Raw genomic sequence first — 20,626 nt, 5'->3', positions numbered from 1 at the left:
AAGTTAAAAGGGGATTGATGTAATATACTTAAATAAATTTTTTAACGTCTTGCAAATATACGTTGCCTATTAAAAAATCATTCTATTCTTAAAGAACTATTAACGTAAATCTATCAAATCAATCAGGATTACAAGGAATCCATTCATCCATAAAATAAATTAGCAATCATAATTCTTCAATGCTGTCGTAACTTAAATAGTTTTACTTACAATTAATTTTCAAAAACACACAATAAAACTCTAATATCAATCACATATCGTAAAAATCGACTAATAACCAAAGTTCATTTTTTATCGCATGTTAAAAACACACAATAATCGGTTTCTAATTAGTCGCTCATACAGGAGGAGAAGGTTCTGTAAACTTTATATCGGAAGCTTTTAATCATTTAAAAACTGACAGCAAAGACCATGAAAATCATTGTTTAGATGATGATGTTTTGGTTCAGAAATTAATTAAAGATAAAATTGCTTTAACCTTATGTCTGCTAAGTAATCTAGAACTTAAAGTGATTCAGAAATTAGAAGATCATAACATTACTGATATACTTGATAGAGGAATTATGGCAACCATAAATTCTGACGATCCTACCTATTTTGGTAGTTAATGTGAATGAAAATTATTAAGAAACGGCTAAAGTCTTAAATTTAAATATAGGTCACTTAAAACAACTCACCATTAATGGTTTTGAAGTAAGTTAACTTAGTTCTAAAGTTAAGAAAAAGCATATTTTAAATGTAGAAAACTATTTCAGTTCATTAGACTAATAAACTGGAATAAAAGTTGAGTTTCACTTTATTTAGCTGCTTAGCACAAAAAAACAGCCCTTAAAAAAGAGCTGTTTCATTATATTATTTAAATAACGTTAGATGTTATTTCATTCCTTTTTTATTAATAGCGAAACGGTATTGCAAGCCTGTCATAAGAAAACGTTGATTATCGGAAAGACTATATTCACCTCTAACCATCCAGTGCTTATTAATCTGCACATTGAATCCCATTTGGAATGTTACTGTCTGAACCATTTCTTTTTTAATATTGTAATCAATGGTAGTGGTAAATATGCCACTTTCATTTACCCTTTCCCCAATTGTTGTTAAATATTCGTTATGACGTGTTAACTTTCTTTTATCTCTATTGCTTGTACCCGGATCATTAATAATTTCTTCGTTACTTGCTATTTTCTCATCTAAAGTTTCATTAAATGTCGCATCTAATTCAGGAAACACTTCATCTAATCCAATTGAACCTGAATTACCATCTGCCCCAACAAAATTTCTATACATAACTCCAACATAAGGTGCTATAAAAAAATCTTTATTTTTTTGAGATACTCCAAAACGATACCCTGCTCTAGCCGATAAGGTCGCATAACCCACTTGTTCTTTTAACAACTCGGTATCTGTACGTGAATAATTAAAATCTGTACTTCCGAAATAGTTATTCCACCCAAAAACCAACGTAGCACCAATCCCATATGTTCTGGCATCAAACTCTACTTCTGATGAAAATTCTGGTAGCTGTAAAATAATTTCTCCCAATCCATCTTTCCATGTTGGCTGAAGTGATACTTGTGTACCTCCTGTTACCGCAGACATTAGGCCATATACATTAAGAAAAGGCAACACCCAAGCATCTGCTCTAAGATTTAAACCATTTGTAGTCGCACTAACCTGTGTAAAATTTAAGGTTTCGACATTTAATATATCCGAAAAATCTTTACCACCTACTTCCAGACCGAATTCAGTAATTTCCATATCCATAAACACATTGATATAATTTACATTTACACCAAAAGGAAGCTGAAGTTGATCTGCATACCCTTTGTCTGCAACTTTTTGCCCCCAGATTGGTAATACATAAGGATATATAATAGAGTCTTGTGCTTCAGAACCTCTATTTTCTGGTGACTCCTCAATTATTTGTGCTGATGCTTGAAAAGGCAAACTAAATATTACTGCTATTAACAGTATTGAAAATTGTTTCATTTTGGTTTTAAATTAATTTTTGATTTTTTTGATTTCTCGTCAGTATACTTAATAACTCTTTTTCCGTATTAAGATTTCTTTCACATTTCAAAAATAAATGAAAAGATTTTTTAAAAAGACTATTGAAGGGTAAAATATTTCAAAAATCACAAAACCCTAGATCACGCAAAGAATCCGGATTAACTAGATTCTATTTATGCCTAATATCAAAAACCCACAACTTTTGGACTTGCCCACTCACACTTCCTAATTAAACCATACTCAAATCCATAAATAGGTCAATTACATACACACACATTGTTTAATTAACAAAAACAATTGTGTTAATCAGAAACCTAAAGGTTTTACATATTTTATTTATGATTTACACAATTATACTTATGTCTTTTTATATCCCTGTTTTTATTTGGGACATACATTTATTTCTTTTACCTATTCCTTATAAACCTCCGTTTAGAAGTTTAAATTTCCATCTAGAATCGAATTAAAATAGAAATAAATTTCTACTTAATTTATGATTTAGCAGATAATAACCTGATTAGAAGCCCATATTGTTAATTCATTTTTCACACTATTAACTGCTAATTTATAAGAATTTATTACTGTTATTATTCTAAATGATGAATATGAGCAAACAATTGATAGATTCGAGAATTAAAATTCAACCCTATTTACGGTTCTTTACGAAGTGATTAATAAGGTCAGGTAACTCACTATGATTTTTAATTCATTAAGATTAAGTTATCTGTTTAATTTAAAATAGTCACAATCTTTTTATTCCTAAAACATACAATTACATTACCATATAATAGCAACAACTAATAATCGAAGACAGAAAAAACTAATATTCCGGGATCGTTAGCAACTTTAAATAGATAGCAAAAACAACATATACATATCGTATTAAAAACACATATTACTACACATAAATCAAAATAGACATGAAAGAATACAATCAATTTATAAACGGAGAATTTGTAAAATCAACATCTTCTGCAGTTACAGAAGTACTTAACCCATGTACAGAGGAAGTAATTTCGATAATTCCAGAAGGCTCTGTAGAAGATGCAAACAAAGCATTGGAGGCAGCGCAAGCATCGCAACATGCATGGAAATCACTACCCGCAATAGAAAGAGCAGGCTATTTAAACAAAATGGCTAATGTAATTCGCGAAAACCGTGTGTTTTTAGCAAATACTTTAGCAAAAGAACAAGCAAAAGTTATAGCACTAGCTCAAGTTGAAATTGATGTTACTGCCGATTATTATGATTATAATGCTGGATGGGCTAGACGTATTGAAGGTGAAATTATTCAAAGTGATCGTAAAAAGGAACACATATTTTTACATAAATCGCCTATCGGTGTCGCTGTAGGTATTTGCCCATGGAACTTTCCTTTTTTCGTCGCTGCTCGTAAAATAGCACCATCTTTAGTTACAGGAAACACTTGTGTTTTAAAACCAAGCTGTATCGCACCTAACACGATCATGGAATTTATTAAATTAATTGAAAACATTGGAATTCCTGCTGGAGTTTTAAACGTTGTTTGTGGAACTGGTAACGTTGTTGGAAATGCCCTTACAACAAGCCCTATAACTGGCATTATAAGTTTAACAGGAAGTGTATTTGCAGGTCAAAAGGTTATGGAAGCAGCTTCTCAAAATATTACAAAAGTATCTTTAGAATTAGGAGGAAAAGCACCTGCTATAGTTTGTGCAGATGCTAATTTAGATTTAGCTGTCAATGCTATAGTGTCTTCTAAAGTAATATTTAGTGGTCAGGTTTGTAATTGTGCAGAACGCGTTTATGTTGAAGATGCCATATATGATGAGTTTATGGATAAAGTCACTAAAAAAATGGCAAATGTAAAAGTAGAAGATGCTTTTTCTGAAAACAATCCAGATATGAGTAGTATGGTTTCTAAGGATCAAATCGATAAAATTTCTGAAATGGTTGAGTATGCAAAAAAGGAAGGTGCAGAAGTAGTTATTGGAGGAAAAAGGTCAAGCCAATTTGATAAGGGATTCTTCTATCAACCTACTCTACTAACCAATGTAACTCAAAACATGAAGATTATACAAGAAGAAGTCTTTGGTCCTATCTTACCCGTGATGAAATTTAGCACGTTAGACGAAGCTATTGCATTATCTAACGATAGTGAATTTGGATTAACATCATCCATTTTTTCTGAGAATTTCAACAAAGTGATGTATGCTTCTGAGGAATTAAATTTTGGAGAAACATATATTAATAGAGAACATTTTGAAGCTATTCAAGGATTTCACGCAGGATGGAAAAAATCAGGATTAGGTGGCGCAGATGGGAAACATGGAATGGAGGAATATCTCCAAACTAAAGTAATCTATGCACAATATAGATAAAACAAACATCTTCTATACAATTTGAGCAGCATTTCATAAACTGTCTAAGTTTTAAAATCTCAGGTTAAATATTAATCTGAGATTTTTTTATTTATTAATTTTAACTTTTACGCACTTAAAAAACTAGAAGTTTATTAAAACTCCAGAACTGCGAATACTTATGTAGAAACTTTCAATGCCAAAATCAAAGAATATATAGCACAGTTGAGAGGTGTGAAAAATGTAGAACTCTTTCTTTTTTAGGCTCACTACTATTTTTGCTTAAACATAACAATTAGGCTTGATACTAAATTGATCCCGTATGACCCGATGTCTATTCATTATAAAAGTATCCTTAATTTTATTGATAATAAATTTTAATACTAAAATTACCAAAATAAATGAGAAGACGAATAAAACACTTTTCATGAAATATTCTGCAACTATTCTGTACGCTAAAAAAACAAAAAAAGCTTCACATTTATGTGAAATCTGGCTATACTTAATAGCGGAAATTGGGCTCAAACCAACGACCAGACATCGTTAATCCAAAACACTTTATAAGCATAATTCCAAAGATAACCATCACTTTGTTTCCGTTCTCCCCTGCACGCTCTAGCAATACTTGTTTTGGATAAATTATTAATCTTTGATGCCTCTGCCACAGACCTATAAGCTCACAATTTAACACCTTTTAAATTGTATTGATGTACTTTCTTTTTCCGGAGATCCTCCTTTAGCACATACGGCATAGTTAAATTGTAATTGCAATCTATGATTTCATACCCATGGCCAGGAAATATTCGAGAATTATATGAAACGTAGTATACTATTGGCAAAAGACAATATTATTTCTGAATTACATTTTCCTTTAAAAAACAATATTATTTCAAATAATAATAATAATAATAATAATAATGCATCTAAATCCTTAAAATCACTTGCAGATAATTAGTTTAGCCCCGTATAAGTTCGGGGCTAAACTAACTGGAAAATTTGAATAATTGGTTAATGAAAAATCGCAAAAATTCATATGTGTTAGTGTTAACGAATAATTCGCACCATCTTTAGCAAAATAGGTGTTTATAGTTTTATCTCGATTCGCTTTACTTGACTTGTTAACAGGCAGGCTGAAGACTACATAAAAGCACCTCCAAACCCCGGTAATGGTTTGAAATGCTTCTTCAGGAGATAGTTAATAGTCACCGAATCATTCGCAGATATAAAAGACTCTAACTTCGTTAAACTATGTCTGCTTTCTTAGGTTTCATAAACTTCAAAAGTCATTTCGTTTGTTTCTTTATTTTCATTTCATTGGTTTTACAACTTGATAATGCGATCATCATTAAAAAAATTGTGACGTAGTTTCATTTTTTTATATATAATTTTTTTTATCTGACCCTATTTTGTTTGATTAACCTTAAAGATTACTTTCATATTTCTATTAATATTTACTATTCTATAGAACTACTCTTTAAGAGAACTATTGTACGGCACACCATTATTTTACTGCGCCTATACTCTACTTATTTTTCAGAATTACCTGCTTTATTCCATAAATTTTCAAACGAAAACATCCTTACATTTATACAGATCTCTTAATTTACCACCTATTTGATTTGGCCAACTTCAGACGAACAGCACTTAATACGCTTAAAATTATTCAATTACAACAATAGTGATAATCTTTAAATATTTCATTGCACTTATATAATTGTTATTAATTAGAATTACTTTTAGTTTCATAATAATCTCTTAAAATATAAAAAGCTTGTTTTTTCATTCCTTGTTCTGAAATTAATCCCTTTCTATTAAAATCATCTTGAATTTTTCTTAAAGGACGCCTTGCTGAACGGAAGTCCATTTAAATCCAAGGAGATATACCTGCTAGAAAATCAATGTTTTCCATCATTTCAATATTTTGGTTGTAACCTATGATTATAATAACCATTTTCAAGTGGGTCAACAATCATGTCCCACATACCATTTAATGACGTTTTTTCTCTTGAATCAATGTTTCGTAATAGGTTTAAAAAAGCTGCTTCTTGCGCTGTAAGTATTGTACTTAAACTTATTAGCACTATAATTAAACTATTCTTAAGTAATTTTATATTAAGTTTTTTTTCTAAATGTTTTTTTTATTTAGAATTTACCTTATTGTAATTCCAATACTCTAACATAGTCAATAATCATTTTTTGAGAAGTCATAGTTTCATCCATACCCTGTGCTCCTCCCCAGCCACCTCCCATGGCAAGGTTTAAAATAATATTTTGTGCATTATCAAAAGGCCAAGCATCTTCTTCTCCATTATTGTTATAATAGAAATACTCAGTATCATCTACAAAACCTGTAATTTTTTCAGGAGTCCATTCAATGGCATACGTATGAAATTCTGTATTCATTTTCTCCACATCAACAATAAAGGTTTTTTGATTTCCAATTTTAAAATAATACGCATTACAATGAACCGACGCATGTGCAATTCCATTTCCCGTAGCATCATCCATTTCATATCCAACGCTTTCTAAAATATCAATTTCACCACATTCTGGCCAAGAAGATTCATCAATATAAGTATCACCTAATGTCCAACCTGCAGCCCAATTCCCTCTGTTTACAGGTACTTTTGCTCTCAATTCAATTCTACCATAGGTAAAACTGGTTTTTCCACGTGTAGTTAACCTTGCTGAAGTCCATTCTTGCCCCATATCGTTTTTACGAGCTTCAATAATTAAATTTCCATCTTCAACACGCGCATTTTCTTTTCTATCAACAGTGTAATATTGCGCTTCAAAATTTCCCCAACCCCAGTTTCCAATATCATAAGTCCATTTGGAAGTATCAACTTCAGTTCCTTCAAACTCATCTGCCCAAACAACTTTCCAGTCTTTTCCATCTGTTTTTTGAGTTAAATTTTGAGGTGTTACTTCACTTTCTCTTAATAGCGTAAATTTTAACCAATCAATATTTACAGCAGCATTAAAGTGGATTTTCATTTTATGAATTCCTTTTTTCAACGGACTTCCATCTCTATTAATTACAGAAAAACCAGCATCTTCAACAAGCATATTTCCTGTAATATTATAGGTTCTTCCAACAGTATTATCTGCATAATCTTCTACCCAAAAACTAGCATTTTCAACTTCAGAACTTAGTTGAATTGCTGTTGTATATCGTCCTGAAATAGGAACATTAACGGCTACTTCCACCCAACCTTCTGAATTTGGGCTAATATAAGTAACGTCATTTAATTGTATTGTTTCAAAATCTTCACTAGAAGCTGTAAAATCTTCTGCCTCTACTTTTATTTCAACAACTTTAGACTCTACTGCTTCCTTTACTACTTCTTTTGACTTTTCTTTTGATCCGCAAGAAATTAAAACGGAAACCCCAAAAAGAATAAAACTAAGGTTATAAAATATTGATTTTTTCATTATTATTATTTTTTAAATTCATACACTTTCTTCAAATCTAGTTTGAAGTACTTTTAGCTTCATAATAATCTTGCAACACAAAAAATGCTTTCTTTTTTTGCCCGTCTTCAGAAATCAAACCTTTTCTATTCCAACCATCTTGAATTTTTGGCAACACACGTCTTGGAGATCTAAAATCTACCAACACCCAAGGAGAAAAACCTTGTAATTGCTTAATTCCATCTAACATTTTTAAGGTTTGTATATAAACATCTTCTTGAAATTCTTCTGTCCAACGTGCAGATTTATTACCGTGTAAACCAACTTTAGCACCAGCACCAAATTCAGAAATAAGTACTGGTTTGTTTTGCGTAATATTCCAACTTATTTGGCCACATTTTTCAGGTAAACCATCGTACCAACCAACATATTGATTAAAACTTAGCACATCAACCACATCTGCAAAAGAATCATTTATTGTTCTTATCGCCGGATTTCCTTCAAAGTCGCTTTGCTCTAAAGCGGCGCTAATTAAACGCGTTGGATCCATTTCACGAGCGTGCGCTGCTAAATTTCCAAGAAAAACATTTCGTGCTTCACTTGTAGGAGTTTCGTTTGCCATAGACCAAATAATTACTGCTGCTCTATTTTTATCACGCGTAATTAATTCTGATAATTGAGTTTCAGCATTTTTATAGGTATCTTTATTATTCCAGGCAATAGTCCAGTATACTGGGTTTTCTTCCCAAACTAAAATCCCCATTTTATCAGCAAGGCGGACCATATGCTCATTGTGTGGATAATGCGCCAAACGCACATAATTACAACCCAATTCTTTGGCCCAATTCAACAACTTTTCAGCATCAGCTTCAGAATAACCTCTACCGTTACGATAAGGACTTTCTTCATGAATTGAAATTCCTCTTAAAAAAACGGGCTCATCGTTTAATAAAATCTTAATTCCTTCCGTTTTAATAGTTCTAAAACCAATATTATCGGTGATTTTATCTTCTGAAGTTGAAACGGTTACATCATATAACTTAGGGGTTTTACCTGACCAATATTGAATTTTTTTAGATTTAACCTCAAACGTAGCTAACCCTTCGTTATTGGTTACAATTGTTTTATTTATTTTAAGTTCAGGAATGTTTATTTGTACATTTTTTTTAGCAATATCAGTTCCGTTTAACTGTACAAATCCAGAAATTTGTTGGTTGTCATCTTTATTTAATTGAATTAAGTAATCCTCAATAAAGTTAGTTGAAACTTCTACTAATTTCACATCTCTTGTAATTCCACCATAATTCCACCAATCTGTATTTAGCGTTGGTACACCTTCAGCAGTTCTTTTATTATCTACTTTTACAATTAAAAAATTGTCTTTATCTTCTAATAAATCTGTTACTTCAAAATTAAAAGGCGTAAAACCTCCAATATGTTTTCCGATTTTTTTCCCATTAAAATAAACATCTGCTTCATAGTTTACCGCTTCAAAATACACATAAACGCGATCTGTAGCATTCGTTTTTTTATAGTTGAATGATTTTTTATACCAAACAGTTCCTTCATAATAAAACAAATTTTCTTTTTGTGTATTCCAATCGCTTGGCACAATAATTTTATCTGAAGTATCAAAATCATATTCTACTAAATCTGATTCATCTTTAGGTTTTACATTCAAGAAAAATGCACCATTTCCTGGGTTTTCTTGATCTTCAAATGCTTCTAAACGGTAATTATAAAAACCGTTTTCATAAGGATCTACTATGTAGTTCCATTCACCATTCAAGCTTGTTACTGGCCGATTATAAACATTTATCAATAGGTTTTCTTGTGCTGATAATCCAGCAAAAACTACTATAGTTAAGAGTAGCGATAATTTAAATTTGTTCATATCTCAATTTGTTTGATGTTTATAATTTATTCTTTGTTTAATTAAGTGTTGAGGATTACCTCCGACTTGAATTTCAAATTCACCTTCTTCAAGTACCCAAGTATTATCTGGGCCTATACTTTGTAAATCTTTCGTTGAAACTATAAATTCAACGGTTTTAGATTCGCCTGATTTTAAACTGATTTTATCAAAACGAATCAATCTTTTTGAATCGGGTGAAACGGTTGCTATTAAATCTTTCGCATAAACCTCCACTATTTCTTTTCCTTCTCTTTTCCCAGTGTTTTTCACATTTATAGAAACTGTAAATTCATCAGTACCAACTATAGTTTCTTTACTAATTTTTAAGTTTGAATATTCAAAAGTGGTATATGACAATCCGAAACCAAATTCAAACTGAGGATAAAACCCATCATAACCCCAATCTGTATCTCTTATATCGGTTTTTTTATGATAATAGGTTACCATATTTCCTGAATATTTTGGATAGGTATACGGCAATTTCCCACTTGGATTTACAGATCCAAAAAGCACATCTGAAATTGCTCTACCTCCTTCTTGGCCTGGATAATACGCCATTAAAACACCAGAAACCAGTGGTTCAATTTCACGAATAATTCTAGGTCTTCCTTGCGCCATAACTAAAATGATTGGTTTTCCGGTTTTGGCTAATTTCTTCACCAATTCTTGTTGAACAACTGGTAGTTCTAATTCATTAATATCTGAAGGTTTTTCAGTTGCAGGAATTTCACCCACACAAACCACAATATAATCGGCACTTTTGGCTTTTTTAACAGCTAAATCTGAATTAATATCATCCGTATAATCTGTTCCTTCAATAAAATCTACATTCTCTGCACCTATTTCTTTTTGAATAGCGTCTAATATTGTGAGTTTTGTGGGGTCGTTATAAATGGTATCTCTTCCTAAAAAAGTTCTAGACCAAGCACCATTCAACATATTTATGGAGTTTGAAGCATACCCCGTCACCAATATTTTTTTGTTTTTCAGTAAAGGTAAAATGGCATCCTCATTCTTCAATAAAGTAATCGCCTCAATTGCAGTATTGTAGTTTGCTTCTATATGTTTTTCACTTCCAAAATCTGGATATTCATTTGGGTTATTATAAGGATCTTCAAATAAATTTAATTGAAATTTTAAACGTAAAACACGTGTCACCGCATCATTAATTCTACTCATTTCAATTTCACCACTTTCAACCAATTCTACAATAATATCCACCACATCGGCACTGTACGGATTCATTAACAAATCCAACCCTGCATTTACAGCAAATTTTGTCGCTTCTCTTTTATCTTTTGCAGTTTCGTGTGCTTCAATTAAAAATTCAACATCACTAAAATCTGAAATTACCACACCTTGAAAACCTAATTCTCCTTTTAAAATATCAGTAATATAGTATTTGTTCATATGACAAGGAATTCCGTTTACCGCGTTAGAACTAATCATTACACCCATAGCACCAGCGTTAATCGCTTTTTCAAATGGTGGTAAAAAGTACTCACGCAAACTGTTTTCAGGAATAATGGCATTGGCACGATCTTTTCCATTTCGTCCAGCTCCATAACCAATAAAATGTTTTAAACAAACTGCGGTACTTTGTGAATTTGCCAAACTTTCTCCTTGCGAACCTTCTACATATGCTTGTGCCATTTCGGAAATTAAATAAGGATCTTCTCCAAAACTTTCTGCAATTCTTCCCCATAACGGGCTCATAGCAACATCCGCATTTGGATTAAAATTCCAAGGCAATGATGCCGCTCTAGATTCATAAGAAGTAATTTGAGCACCCAATTTTGACAATTCAGTATTCCAAGTCGCTGCAACTGCAATTTCGTGTGGAAATAGTACAGAACCTTTCACATAATTCGCCCCATGAATATTGTCAATTCCATATAAAACAGGGATTCCCAAACGCGATTTTTGCATCGCTGAATCTTGAATTTCTTTTACTATTTGATACCATTGTTCTCTACTTGCTAAAAACCCTGGAGTGTTATGAATGGAACCAACATTTAAATCAATAATTAAATTTTTAAATTTTTCAGCATCAAAATCAACACTATCACGTTTATCCCAATAACCGCCCGTTAACACTGCAGGCAAACCAATATTTAACATTTGACCTGCTTTTTCTTTTAAGGTCATTCGAGATAAGATATCTTGAATTTTTGTTTCAATCTCTGCAGATTGAAGATTATCTACTTTTGATGTCTCCGTACTATTTTCAATGTTTGAACAAGAAAACAGTACAGTTGCTACTATAATAAGTTGTATAAGTTTTTTCATTTAAATTTAGTTTACATTAAAACCTAATGCTTTAGAATAACCTGTATTGGGAAAACAATTTTGGTACAAACTATTTTCTAAATATTGATTTAATGCTTTTTGAACCTTTACAATATCAGGTCTATTTTCTCTAATTTTCGCATATGAAGAACGATCACTTTGTGCATATTCAATAATTAAATTGTAATCTTCTGGCTGTTCAAAATTCATAATTCCTTTAGTATTATTCATTTTTTTATACGGCCAGTAGCACCAATTGATATTGTTTTCTTCTAATAAAATTCTGAAATCTTCTACCCATTCATCCGTGTTCTCACCTGTTTCTCCAACATAAATTGGCACTTGATGTTCGGCACTAAAATCAACATATAATTGAACTTCTTCTTGCTGTACTTCAAACCAATATTTATGAAATTCATATACAATATTATCATCTACTATGTCTTCAAAAACATCAAAATTAGTACTCCAAACCGAACCATTTAAAAAGATCATATGTTCCGAATCTACCTTTCTAATTTCTTTAATAATACGACTGTACAATAAAAATAACTGATGATTTAAATCGTCCAACTCATCTTCAAAATAATGCGCAATGGGTTCATTCACTAAATCATAACCAATAATCACGGGTTCATTTTTGTAACGCTCTGCAATTTCTACCCAAATCTTCGTCATTAAATCTTGTGAAGATTTACTTTTATATAAGTACGGATACCCATAACTATCGTCTATATTATCACCCGTTTGTCCTCCCGGAGCAGCGTGCATATCTAACAAAATATACAATTGTTCTTCTCTACACCACTCAATTATTTTGTCGAAATATTTAAACCCTGAGTTGCGCTCACCCATATACAAATCATCAGTAAACATTTTATAATTGAATGGCAAACGAATATGGTTTACACCTATCCTTTTTAAATATTTAATATCGTCGTGCGTGATATAATTTTTCAAGAAACCATTCCAAAAAACAGCTAAACTATCAGGACCAACCAATTCGTATAACAATTCATCTATTTTACGTGGAGAATTTACTTGCTCCATTTTAAACATATAACCTTCAGGCACTAACCAATTTCCAATATTAGTTCCTTTTAACTGAATTTCGTTTCCCAACGTATCCACTAATTTAGTTCCATCCGTTTTAATAAAACTCAAGGTGTTTTTAATTTCTTTTGATATTGAAATTGGTTCTTTTGAGTTTTCTTCAACCTTTTGCTTACAAGAATAATTTACCGAAAGCAGTGCTATTAATATTAAAGTAGTAAGCTGTTTTTTCATTATATATATGTCTTTTCTAATTTAATTTTAACAAATACAGGAAAATGATCGGATGGAAATTTTAAATCCTTTGAATTATTTAAAACTCCATATGTTTTAACCTCTATAGTTTCAGTATTGGAAACAAAAATGTAATCTATTCTTTGTGTAGAAATTTCATCATATTGAAAATCATTAAATGTTCCTACAGAACCTATTAATTCTTCAGTAGCAATTTCTTTACTATCTCTCATTTCATTTTTCACTATTGAAATTGGATTACTTGTTGGTTCAGCATTAAAATCACCCATTAAAAAGGTTGGTAACTCATCTGTATTTAATGCTTTCATTTTGGTTAAAACTAATTGCAAACCTTCTACTCGTGCTATTTCACCAATATGATCTAAATGCGTATTAAATACCCAAAATCTTGTCCCTTCTTTTATATTTTCAAACAATCCGTAAGTGCAAACTCTTGGATAAGCAGCATCCCAACCTAAACCAATTTCATGGGGCGTTTCTGACAACCAAAAAGTACCTTGCTCTATCATTTTGTACTTTTTTTTATTATAAAAAATTGCTGAATACTCACCATTATCACCACCATCTCTTCCTTCTCCAATAAAACTAAATGCAGTTAATTGCTTATTTATATAAGCTACTTGATTTGGCCTTCCTTCTTGAATTCCAAAAATATCAGGACTGTAAAACTGAAGTTGAGAAACTAAAAACTCTTTTCTATTTGGCCAAGCATTTTCACCATCAGAAGCTATGTCTAAACGGATATTGTAGGTCATTAAAGACAACTCCTGGCTCATTCCTTTTGAAATAAAAAAAACTGTAAATACTATTAAAATAAAATTTCTCATATACTATTATTTACCTTAATTTTTAATAGTTACCGTAACCTTTTCAACCTCACCCGCTCTTTCAAATAGTAGAGTACTTGTAGCCGCATCAATACTCAACGTTCTTGATTGAATAGTCGAATTGTCCTCAAAAAATATAGTCAATGTATTTTCTGCTCCTTTTTGATAAATTACTGGCACTTGACAATACGTAAAACACAAAGAGTTTTCTTCCAATTGAATTTCCTTTTTAACTCCTTTTACATCCCAATAATTAAATGTTTTTGGAGATTTCAAGAACTCTTCTTCTTTTAATAAACATGGATTAAATTGAATTTTTCCGTCTTCAACTAAAACCCCTAATTCTCCAAATCTGCTTAAAAAATCTTCTTTTACTTGCCCTGTCATTCCAGGTTGTTGTGCTCCTTTTCCTCCTGGTGTATGCGAATATGGATCGGTTGGAAATGCACCATAAACTGTTGGTGATTTGTGTACCCCAATTCCTTCATTTATTTCGTAATAATGCGCAATTAATTGATCAACTAATTCTTTACTTTCATTCTTATTTACAGCTTTTACGCAAATTTCTTGTACCGCCAATGCCAATTTTGAAACCATATGCCAATAAATAGATCCCAATCCTTCATAACCATAAAATGTTCCAGATCTTCCTGTAAAATATTTATGATTGAATACTTCCTCAAACACCGCTAATAATTGTGGCGCTTCATTTTTAATAACCTTTCCATATTCCTTTTCAGGTAATTCAGCCAAAGCGTCTTTTACGCTATTTGCATTATTGAAGTTTCCATTGAAATGATAATTTCCTTCAATGTCTTTTTCTATAATTTGCGTATTTCCAACTTTCAATAATTGGTGAACGAGTTTTAATTTTTCAACTTTCTCTGTTGGAATTATATTTTTACCCACAAAACGCGCTAATTGTTTGTTTGGATACAACAAATAACTCGATTGGTCTTTTCTGTATAAATCACTTTTCTTCAAACCATTTAACAACGCTAAACTTTCTTTTGAAGAAAGTTCCCCAGAACTTAAAACCGCTACTTGTCCTTCTAACATTTCAGGTAAATACGCAATTGAAATTTCCTTATTTTTTATAGTTATCAAATTGTACGCGTGATACAAATTATCAGCTCTTTTATTTGCTTTTATAGAATGATCTATAAATTCCAATGCCACTTTTGTAAAGCTTAATAAATCGGTTTTTGAAACCGTTTTTTTCTTTGCTGAAAATCCATTTTTATAAATAGTTGTTCTAAAATTACTTCCTGCAGTTCCCAAACCATCTAAAATAGATTTACGATTTTCATCTGAAATCGCACCATTTAACAACTGTTTGTTATTGGTCAACGTTTCTAAAACTGTATTAAAAAACACCGCTACTTCTTCAGAAAGTTCTGTTTCAGATAGCTTACTTTTTTCTATAACTTGTTCAAAAAAGTGTAAAAATCTACGTAAATAATACAAGGTTACCATAGACACTCCATTACCAACCAAGGCATTATTTGCATCATTCCATTCTGGTCGTTGTGTATTTAACCAAATACCTGCTTCAGGAATAAAGTTGGAAACTTTTGCCAACACCGTTGCCAATAATTTCTCCATTAAATTCACTTTACAAATAGCATTTTGTTGGTTTAATAACAAAGCTCCATCCGCTCCTAAAACTGCTTTTCTTTTATTGATTTCGCTATCTAAATCGTAATCAAAATCAATGGTATCTTTTGGATGTTTTAAAGTATCCTCATAACTTTTAATTTTATACGGCACATTGGCATATACAAACAAATCTTCATTAAAATATTTTTCTAACTGATTTGGATAATAATTTTCAGCAAACTCTAAGAATTTCAACAGATAAATAATTTGATGATCACCCCAATAACCAATAAATGACCAAGGATCATCTGGCTCCACAATTTCCCAGTCAAAACCATCTTTTGTAACGCGATACGGATTGTAACCTTCAAAAGTCGTTGCATTTAAAAACTTGAAAATCATATTTTCAATAAATGCGGGATATGAATGTGCTAAGGCTTCCCAATTTTGAAAAATATCACGCCAATTCCCCTGATAATCTAAAATTTTAGAACCATCAATTTCACTGCGTGTATTGATAGAAAATTTATTCCAAGGACGACTTGGATCTCCATGACGTCTACTAAATTTTAGCGGTAAATATTCTGCACACAATCGTTTAAAATCAGTGTTTTTATTTTTTGAAGCTAATTCTTGTAAGTCTTTTAAAGTGAATACTTCTGATAATGAATTCACCTCGTTTTCAACTTCACTGTAAACGTCTTTGTTTGCTTTTGAAATGTATTTTTTAAAATCACCGGCTTCGATCTGATAATTTTCATCAAAAATTCCACCACGCATAATGTTGAATAACGTGTTTGCAAAATGACGTGTATCTTTAAAAACATCAGCAGTAACTTCAATTCCATCAGCATTACCAGTTAATTGAACCAAGTTTTGAGTTCCTAATTCAATATCCTGTTCCACTTCTTGAATAAGTGATTCCTTATTTTTTATTTTAGTTGAAATTTCAGTAATTACGGTAGCACTCTGATTTACATTGGCTACTTGCATCCATTTTTTTTCTGAATTCTCTTTTAATTCAATTTCTGACACCGTGAAATAAGCTCCTTTTTCAGCTCTTACATCAACTTCTTGTGTTATTTCTTTTCCTTTTCTGAAATTATTTAATTGTAATGAAGATATTAGATACATTGGGTTTTTAAAACCAACAGACCAAACAGTAGTCGATTTTAATGATTCACTTGGCTCGGCTTTATCAACAATAATAGCACTTAACGTATAAATCCCTAAGCCAGTTTCAGTTTCTAATTCATTTTTTTTATAGGCATCAACTAGGTTTGATTTACTATTTTGCATATCAGCAGATAAACCTGAAGGAATCAAATTTTGTAAGCCATCTAAAACGGTGATTTTTTTCTTTTTCGAAGACGTATTTGTTAACGTTGCCTTTTTTACAAAACCGAATACATTACTTGAATTCCATTCATATGAATACGCTAAACCTAAGCTTTTATTGATTTCTTCAAAAATAATTTTATTGCCGAAGCTATTTTTATAGAGGTTCCGTTGAATTTTATAAACACCTTCAAAACGATTTGAAAAAGGTTCCCAAAGTAAGGTTTTCTTCTTTTTATGAATTTTAAAAATGGTTTTACTACCCGTAATTTCAACTGACTCTGTTATTTTATCATCGGTATTATACGGAAATAGTGCAGAATCACAATCTTTTCTACCCGCTGTTAAACCGCCGTTACTTGATACAAACATCCAATGATTGGAGTCACTTACTATGCTCATAAAAAACGGACGCATAACATTGCTATTCGAAATTTTGAAAAAAGTTTCGTTATTTATTTCAATACTTTTCCCTTTTACTTTTTGGGATTGAAGCTTTGATTTTATGTTTCCAATATATATATTCTCCTTTTTCATTTCAGGTCGTTTTAAAAAAAAATAGATTGCCAATTAAGAGATTCAAACAATTAACCAAAACAATTCAAAAAATAATTATTCGCTGCTAAAACCGAAACAAACAACCGCGATTTAAACAATGTATATCCTAAAAGACAACCTATTCGTTGTTATTCTAATTCAATATTAATTTACTTTAAATGGAATATTTGCTGCGGCAGCATGTTTATTCCCATCACTTGCATACACAAATAACCGGTATAACCCCGCTTTTGGTGCTTTAAAAGTAAGTGCTCCATTTTCTTGATTTACAAACAAGTTTTCAATCGGTTTTGGCCTCGATTCATGATCTCCACCATGACCTAAATCCGTGCTTTCAGGTAAAATTTCCCAGGTATAAGTAATACTGTCATCTTCAAAATCATTGATAATTACAAATGCTTCAGACTTTTCATTAGCCATTAAAACTACATTGTCATTTGCTGTTTTATCATTAATTGTAAAGGACACTATTTGAGGCGTTCTGTTTGCTGGCCACTCACCATTCCATATATAATGCATCACATCAACCGACTCCGTTTCATCTCCGTTTTCTAAAAACACGCCATACCAAGTTGGCGTACGTTCTTGCTTATTTCCCCAAAGAAAAACGTATGAACCTATACATTGTAGACTATCTGCTTCAATTCCTCCTTTGTATCTTTTTAAATAATTTGCAGCTTTTATAGTACTGTTTTCTTCTATAGGTACACCCCACTCCGTTTTTGGCACTTCCCAATGACCAGTTGCTCCCCATTCTGTAACCATATAAGGGCCTTCCCAACCATACTCACGAATCAGATTCGGTAAATTTGGTAAGTCGCCATACATTTGAACAGATAGAATATCCAAATCAGGACATCTTTCTTTTATTAGTGTAACTTCTTTTTCTGAAATCCCAGCTAAACTTGTCGTTGTTAAATGATTTGGATCTACTTCGTGAATCATTTCTGAAATTTCATTCACAGCATCCCAAACTTTAGGGTTTTCAGAGTTTAAATTCAGTTCATTTCCAATTCCCCAAATTAATAACGCAGGATGATCTTTCAAGGCTAATACTTGCGCTTTTATACTATCTAATTGAGCTTGTACAGCAACCTCATCATCATAATCAAATCCATGGCGTTCTCTTGCCACTTCAATTCCCATAGTTACCATTAAACCGTTTTCCAAAGCTTCGTCTAAAACCTCTTGTCCGCTTCTTTCTCCGTTATCTGTTCTCCAAGTTCTAAATGAATTTCCATTGTGTGCAGCTAAAGAAGGAATATCTCCATATTCTAAGCCCGCTCCATTAATATAAAAAGGTTCTTCATTTACAAGTAACTGAAACTTTCCATCTACATTTTGTAATGTAACTTTTGCTGTTTGTCCTTCTTTATTCTCCACAACTTCCTTATTTGGTTCATTTTTACACCCCATCAAACAACTAAGAAGTATTAAGAATGCTATATATTTTTTCATTTTTAATGTTAATTTTATTAATCTTAGTTTTTAACTAATTCAAACTCAATTTGCTCTAATGATTTCCCTTTGGTTTCTGGAAGAATTCTAAAAAGAATAAAGAATCCTATCGTTGCAATAGCTCCAAATATTAAGAAAGTCATGGCGTTTCCTAAAGTTGACAATTCCCAAGGGAATATTTGCTGAATTAACCAGCTTACAAATGAGTTTACAAAGCCAATAGCACCAATGGCCAAACCTCTGTATTTAATAGGGTATAATTCTGATAATAACACCCACATAACTGGTCCTAATGAAAATGCAAAACAAGCGATAAAGCCTAAAATACCGACTAAAACTAACACGGGATTCATGTCCGCTGCAACTTCTAAAATAGCGCCTTCATTTTTAGCGTACACTTGATTTCCTAGTGCAGATTTCATATCGTTTTTAAAATCTACATCATTGTCATATTGCTTGTTTTCAAAAGGAATTAACTTTGAATTATCAAAACCTTCAAAACTTGCAATGTCTTGCGGTGTTAATTTATAAGTCGCTTGACTAAATCCGTACCCACATAATAGTAAACTCACTGCGATACCTGCCATTCCTACTAAAAGTAAAGGACGTCTTCCCATTTTATCAATTAACAAGATGGCAACTATAGTAAATAATACCGATGTAAAACTTAGTAAAACACCTGAAGAGAATGCCGCATCTGTACCGATACCTGTCTGTTTAAAAATGGAAGTTGCATAAAAATAAACGGCGTTAATTCCTGTAATTTGTTGTAAAACTCCAATGGTTAAACCAACAATTATGATGAATCGTAAGGAAGGTTTTAGCAACTCTCTAATGGACACTTTCGATTTACTTTCTCCTTCTTTAACATGGTCTTCAATAGATTTTATTTCTATGTCTGCTTGTTCTTTTCCATGAATAGATCTTAATACGTTTTTAGCTTCTTCTATTTTACCAGAAGCAAATAACCAGCGCGGGCTTTTTGGCACTAAAAACATAAAAAAGAAATATAAAACTGCTGGAATTAATTCAACGCCCAACATATATCTCCACACATTTTCATCTGTCAAAAATGAAGATCCTTCAGAATTTAATTGATTCAAATAATAATTACTTAAAAATGCTGCAAAAAACCCTAAAACGATGTTTAACTGCTGTATAGAAACCAACTTTCCTCTGTTTTCTGCTGTTGAAATTTCAGCAATATACGTGGGTGCTAAAATCAACGCTGCACCAAAGGCAAAGCCTCCAAGCATTCTAGCGATGTACATCATTTCATAAGAGGTAGCATACGCCGATGCTAATGCTGAAATTGCATACGCTAAAGCTACAATTATCAGAATTTTTTTTCTTCCAACAATATCACTTAATCTACCTGAAACTAACATGGCAATCATGGCTGCAAATGATGGTGAACTTACCACCCAACCCATTTGGCCATCGGTTAAATTAAATTCAGGTCCGGCATAAGACATAACCCCTGAAATAATTCCTGCATCAAATCCAAATAAAAACCCACCTAAGGACACTACGAATGCAATAAATACTAACTTTTTTGACATAATAAATTT

Annotated in this window: 12 protein-coding genes; 3 read left to right on the top strand and 9 right to left on the bottom strand. The window is 31.8% G+C overall.

Features of this window, described 5'->3' with window-relative positions:
* Window positions 1–368 precede the first annotated feature (368 nt).
* On the top strand, window positions 369–608 hold the full coding sequence (locus R6X41_RS01945) for a hypothetical protein (RefSeq protein ID WP_318497038.1): 240 nt from the start codon (window positions 369–371) through the stop codon (window positions 606–608).
* A 265-nt stretch (window positions 609–873) separates the two neighbouring features.
* Here R6X41_RS01945 and R6X41_RS01940 read toward each other — a convergent pair whose 3' ends face one another.
* Window positions 874–1,989 (bottom strand): hypothetical protein, encoded by a 1,116-nt coding sequence (locus R6X41_RS01940; RefSeq protein ID WP_318496971.1) that lies wholly within the window; start codon window positions 1,987–1,989, stop codon window positions 874–876.
* Between the two features lie 941 nt (window positions 1,990–2,930).
* On the opposite strand from R6X41_RS01940, the gene aldA reads away from it, so the two are divergent.
* Together aldA and R6X41_RS01930 are read left to right on the top strand one after the other, a co-directional pair.
* The gene (gene aldA / locus R6X41_RS01935) at window positions 2,931–4,370 is read left to right on the top strand and encodes an aldehyde dehydrogenase (RefSeq protein WP_318496970.1); all 1,440 of its coding nucleotides are present in this window, start codon (window positions 2,931–2,933) and stop codon (window positions 4,368–4,370) included.
* Between the two features lie 793 nt (window positions 4,371–5,163).
* On the top strand, window positions 5,164–5,304 hold the full coding sequence (locus R6X41_RS01930) for a hypothetical protein (RefSeq protein ID WP_318496969.1): 141 nt from the start codon (window positions 5,164–5,166) through the stop codon (window positions 5,302–5,304).
* A gap of 1,199 nt (window positions 5,305–6,503) precedes the next feature.
* Here R6X41_RS01930 and R6X41_RS01925 read toward each other — a convergent pair.
* The 8 genes from R6X41_RS01925 to R6X41_RS01890 form a co-directional block, all read right to left on the bottom strand.
* Entirely contained in the window at window positions 6,504–7,784 is a 1,281-nt protein-coding gene (locus tag R6X41_RS01925) for a family 16 glycosylhydrolase (RefSeq protein ID WP_318496968.1), read from the bottom strand.
* Window positions 7,785–7,821: 37 nt separating this feature from the next.
* Window positions 7,822–9,657: a glycoside hydrolase family 2 protein gene (locus tag R6X41_RS01920; protein ID WP_318496967.1), complete on the bottom strand. Its 1,836-nt coding sequence runs from the start codon at window positions 9,655–9,657 to the stop codon at window positions 7,822–7,824.
* Window positions 9,658–9,660: 3 nt separating this feature from the next.
* Window positions 9,661–11,967 (bottom strand): glycoside hydrolase family 3 N-terminal domain-containing protein, encoded by a 2,307-nt coding sequence (locus R6X41_RS01915; protein ID WP_318496966.1) that lies wholly within the window; start codon window positions 11,965–11,967, stop codon window positions 9,661–9,663.
* A 6-nt stretch (window positions 11,968–11,973) separates the two neighbouring features.
* Complete coding sequence (locus R6X41_RS01910; protein ID WP_318496965.1) at window positions 11,974–13,254, bottom strand: glycoside hydrolase family 5 protein; 1,281 nt, start codon at window positions 13,252–13,254, stop codon at window positions 11,974–11,976.
* On the bottom strand, window positions 13,254–14,102 hold the full coding sequence (locus R6X41_RS01905; protein WP_318496964.1) for an endonuclease/exonuclease/phosphatase family protein: 849 nt from the start codon (window positions 14,100–14,102) through the stop codon (window positions 13,254–13,256). Before R6X41_RS01905 ends, R6X41_RS01910 begins: the two co-directional genes overlap by 1 nt.
* A 15-nt stretch (window positions 14,103–14,117) precedes the next feature.
* Window positions 14,118–17,576 (bottom strand): hypothetical protein, encoded by a 3,459-nt coding sequence (locus R6X41_RS01900; protein WP_318496963.1) that lies wholly within the window; start codon window positions 17,574–17,576, stop codon window positions 14,118–14,120.
* 165 nt (window positions 17,577–17,741) lie between these two features.
* Window positions 17,742–19,055: a glycoside hydrolase family 2 TIM barrel-domain containing protein gene (locus tag R6X41_RS01895; protein WP_318496962.1), complete on the bottom strand. Its 1,314-nt coding sequence runs from the start codon at window positions 19,053–19,055 to the stop codon at window positions 17,742–17,744.
* Between the two features lie 23 nt (window positions 19,056–19,078).
* Window positions 19,079–20,617, bottom strand: a complete 1,539-nt coding sequence (locus R6X41_RS01890) for a sugar porter family MFS transporter (protein WP_318496961.1) — start codon at window positions 20,615–20,617, stop codon at window positions 19,079–19,081.
* Window positions 20,618–20,626: the final 9 nt, after the last annotated feature.

This window comes from Formosa sejongensis (assembly GCF_033447105.1).
Lineage (GTDB): Bacteria > Bacteroidota > Bacteroidia > Flavobacteriales > Flavobacteriaceae > Formosa.
This window is presented reverse-complemented; position numbering and strand designations above follow the sequence as displayed.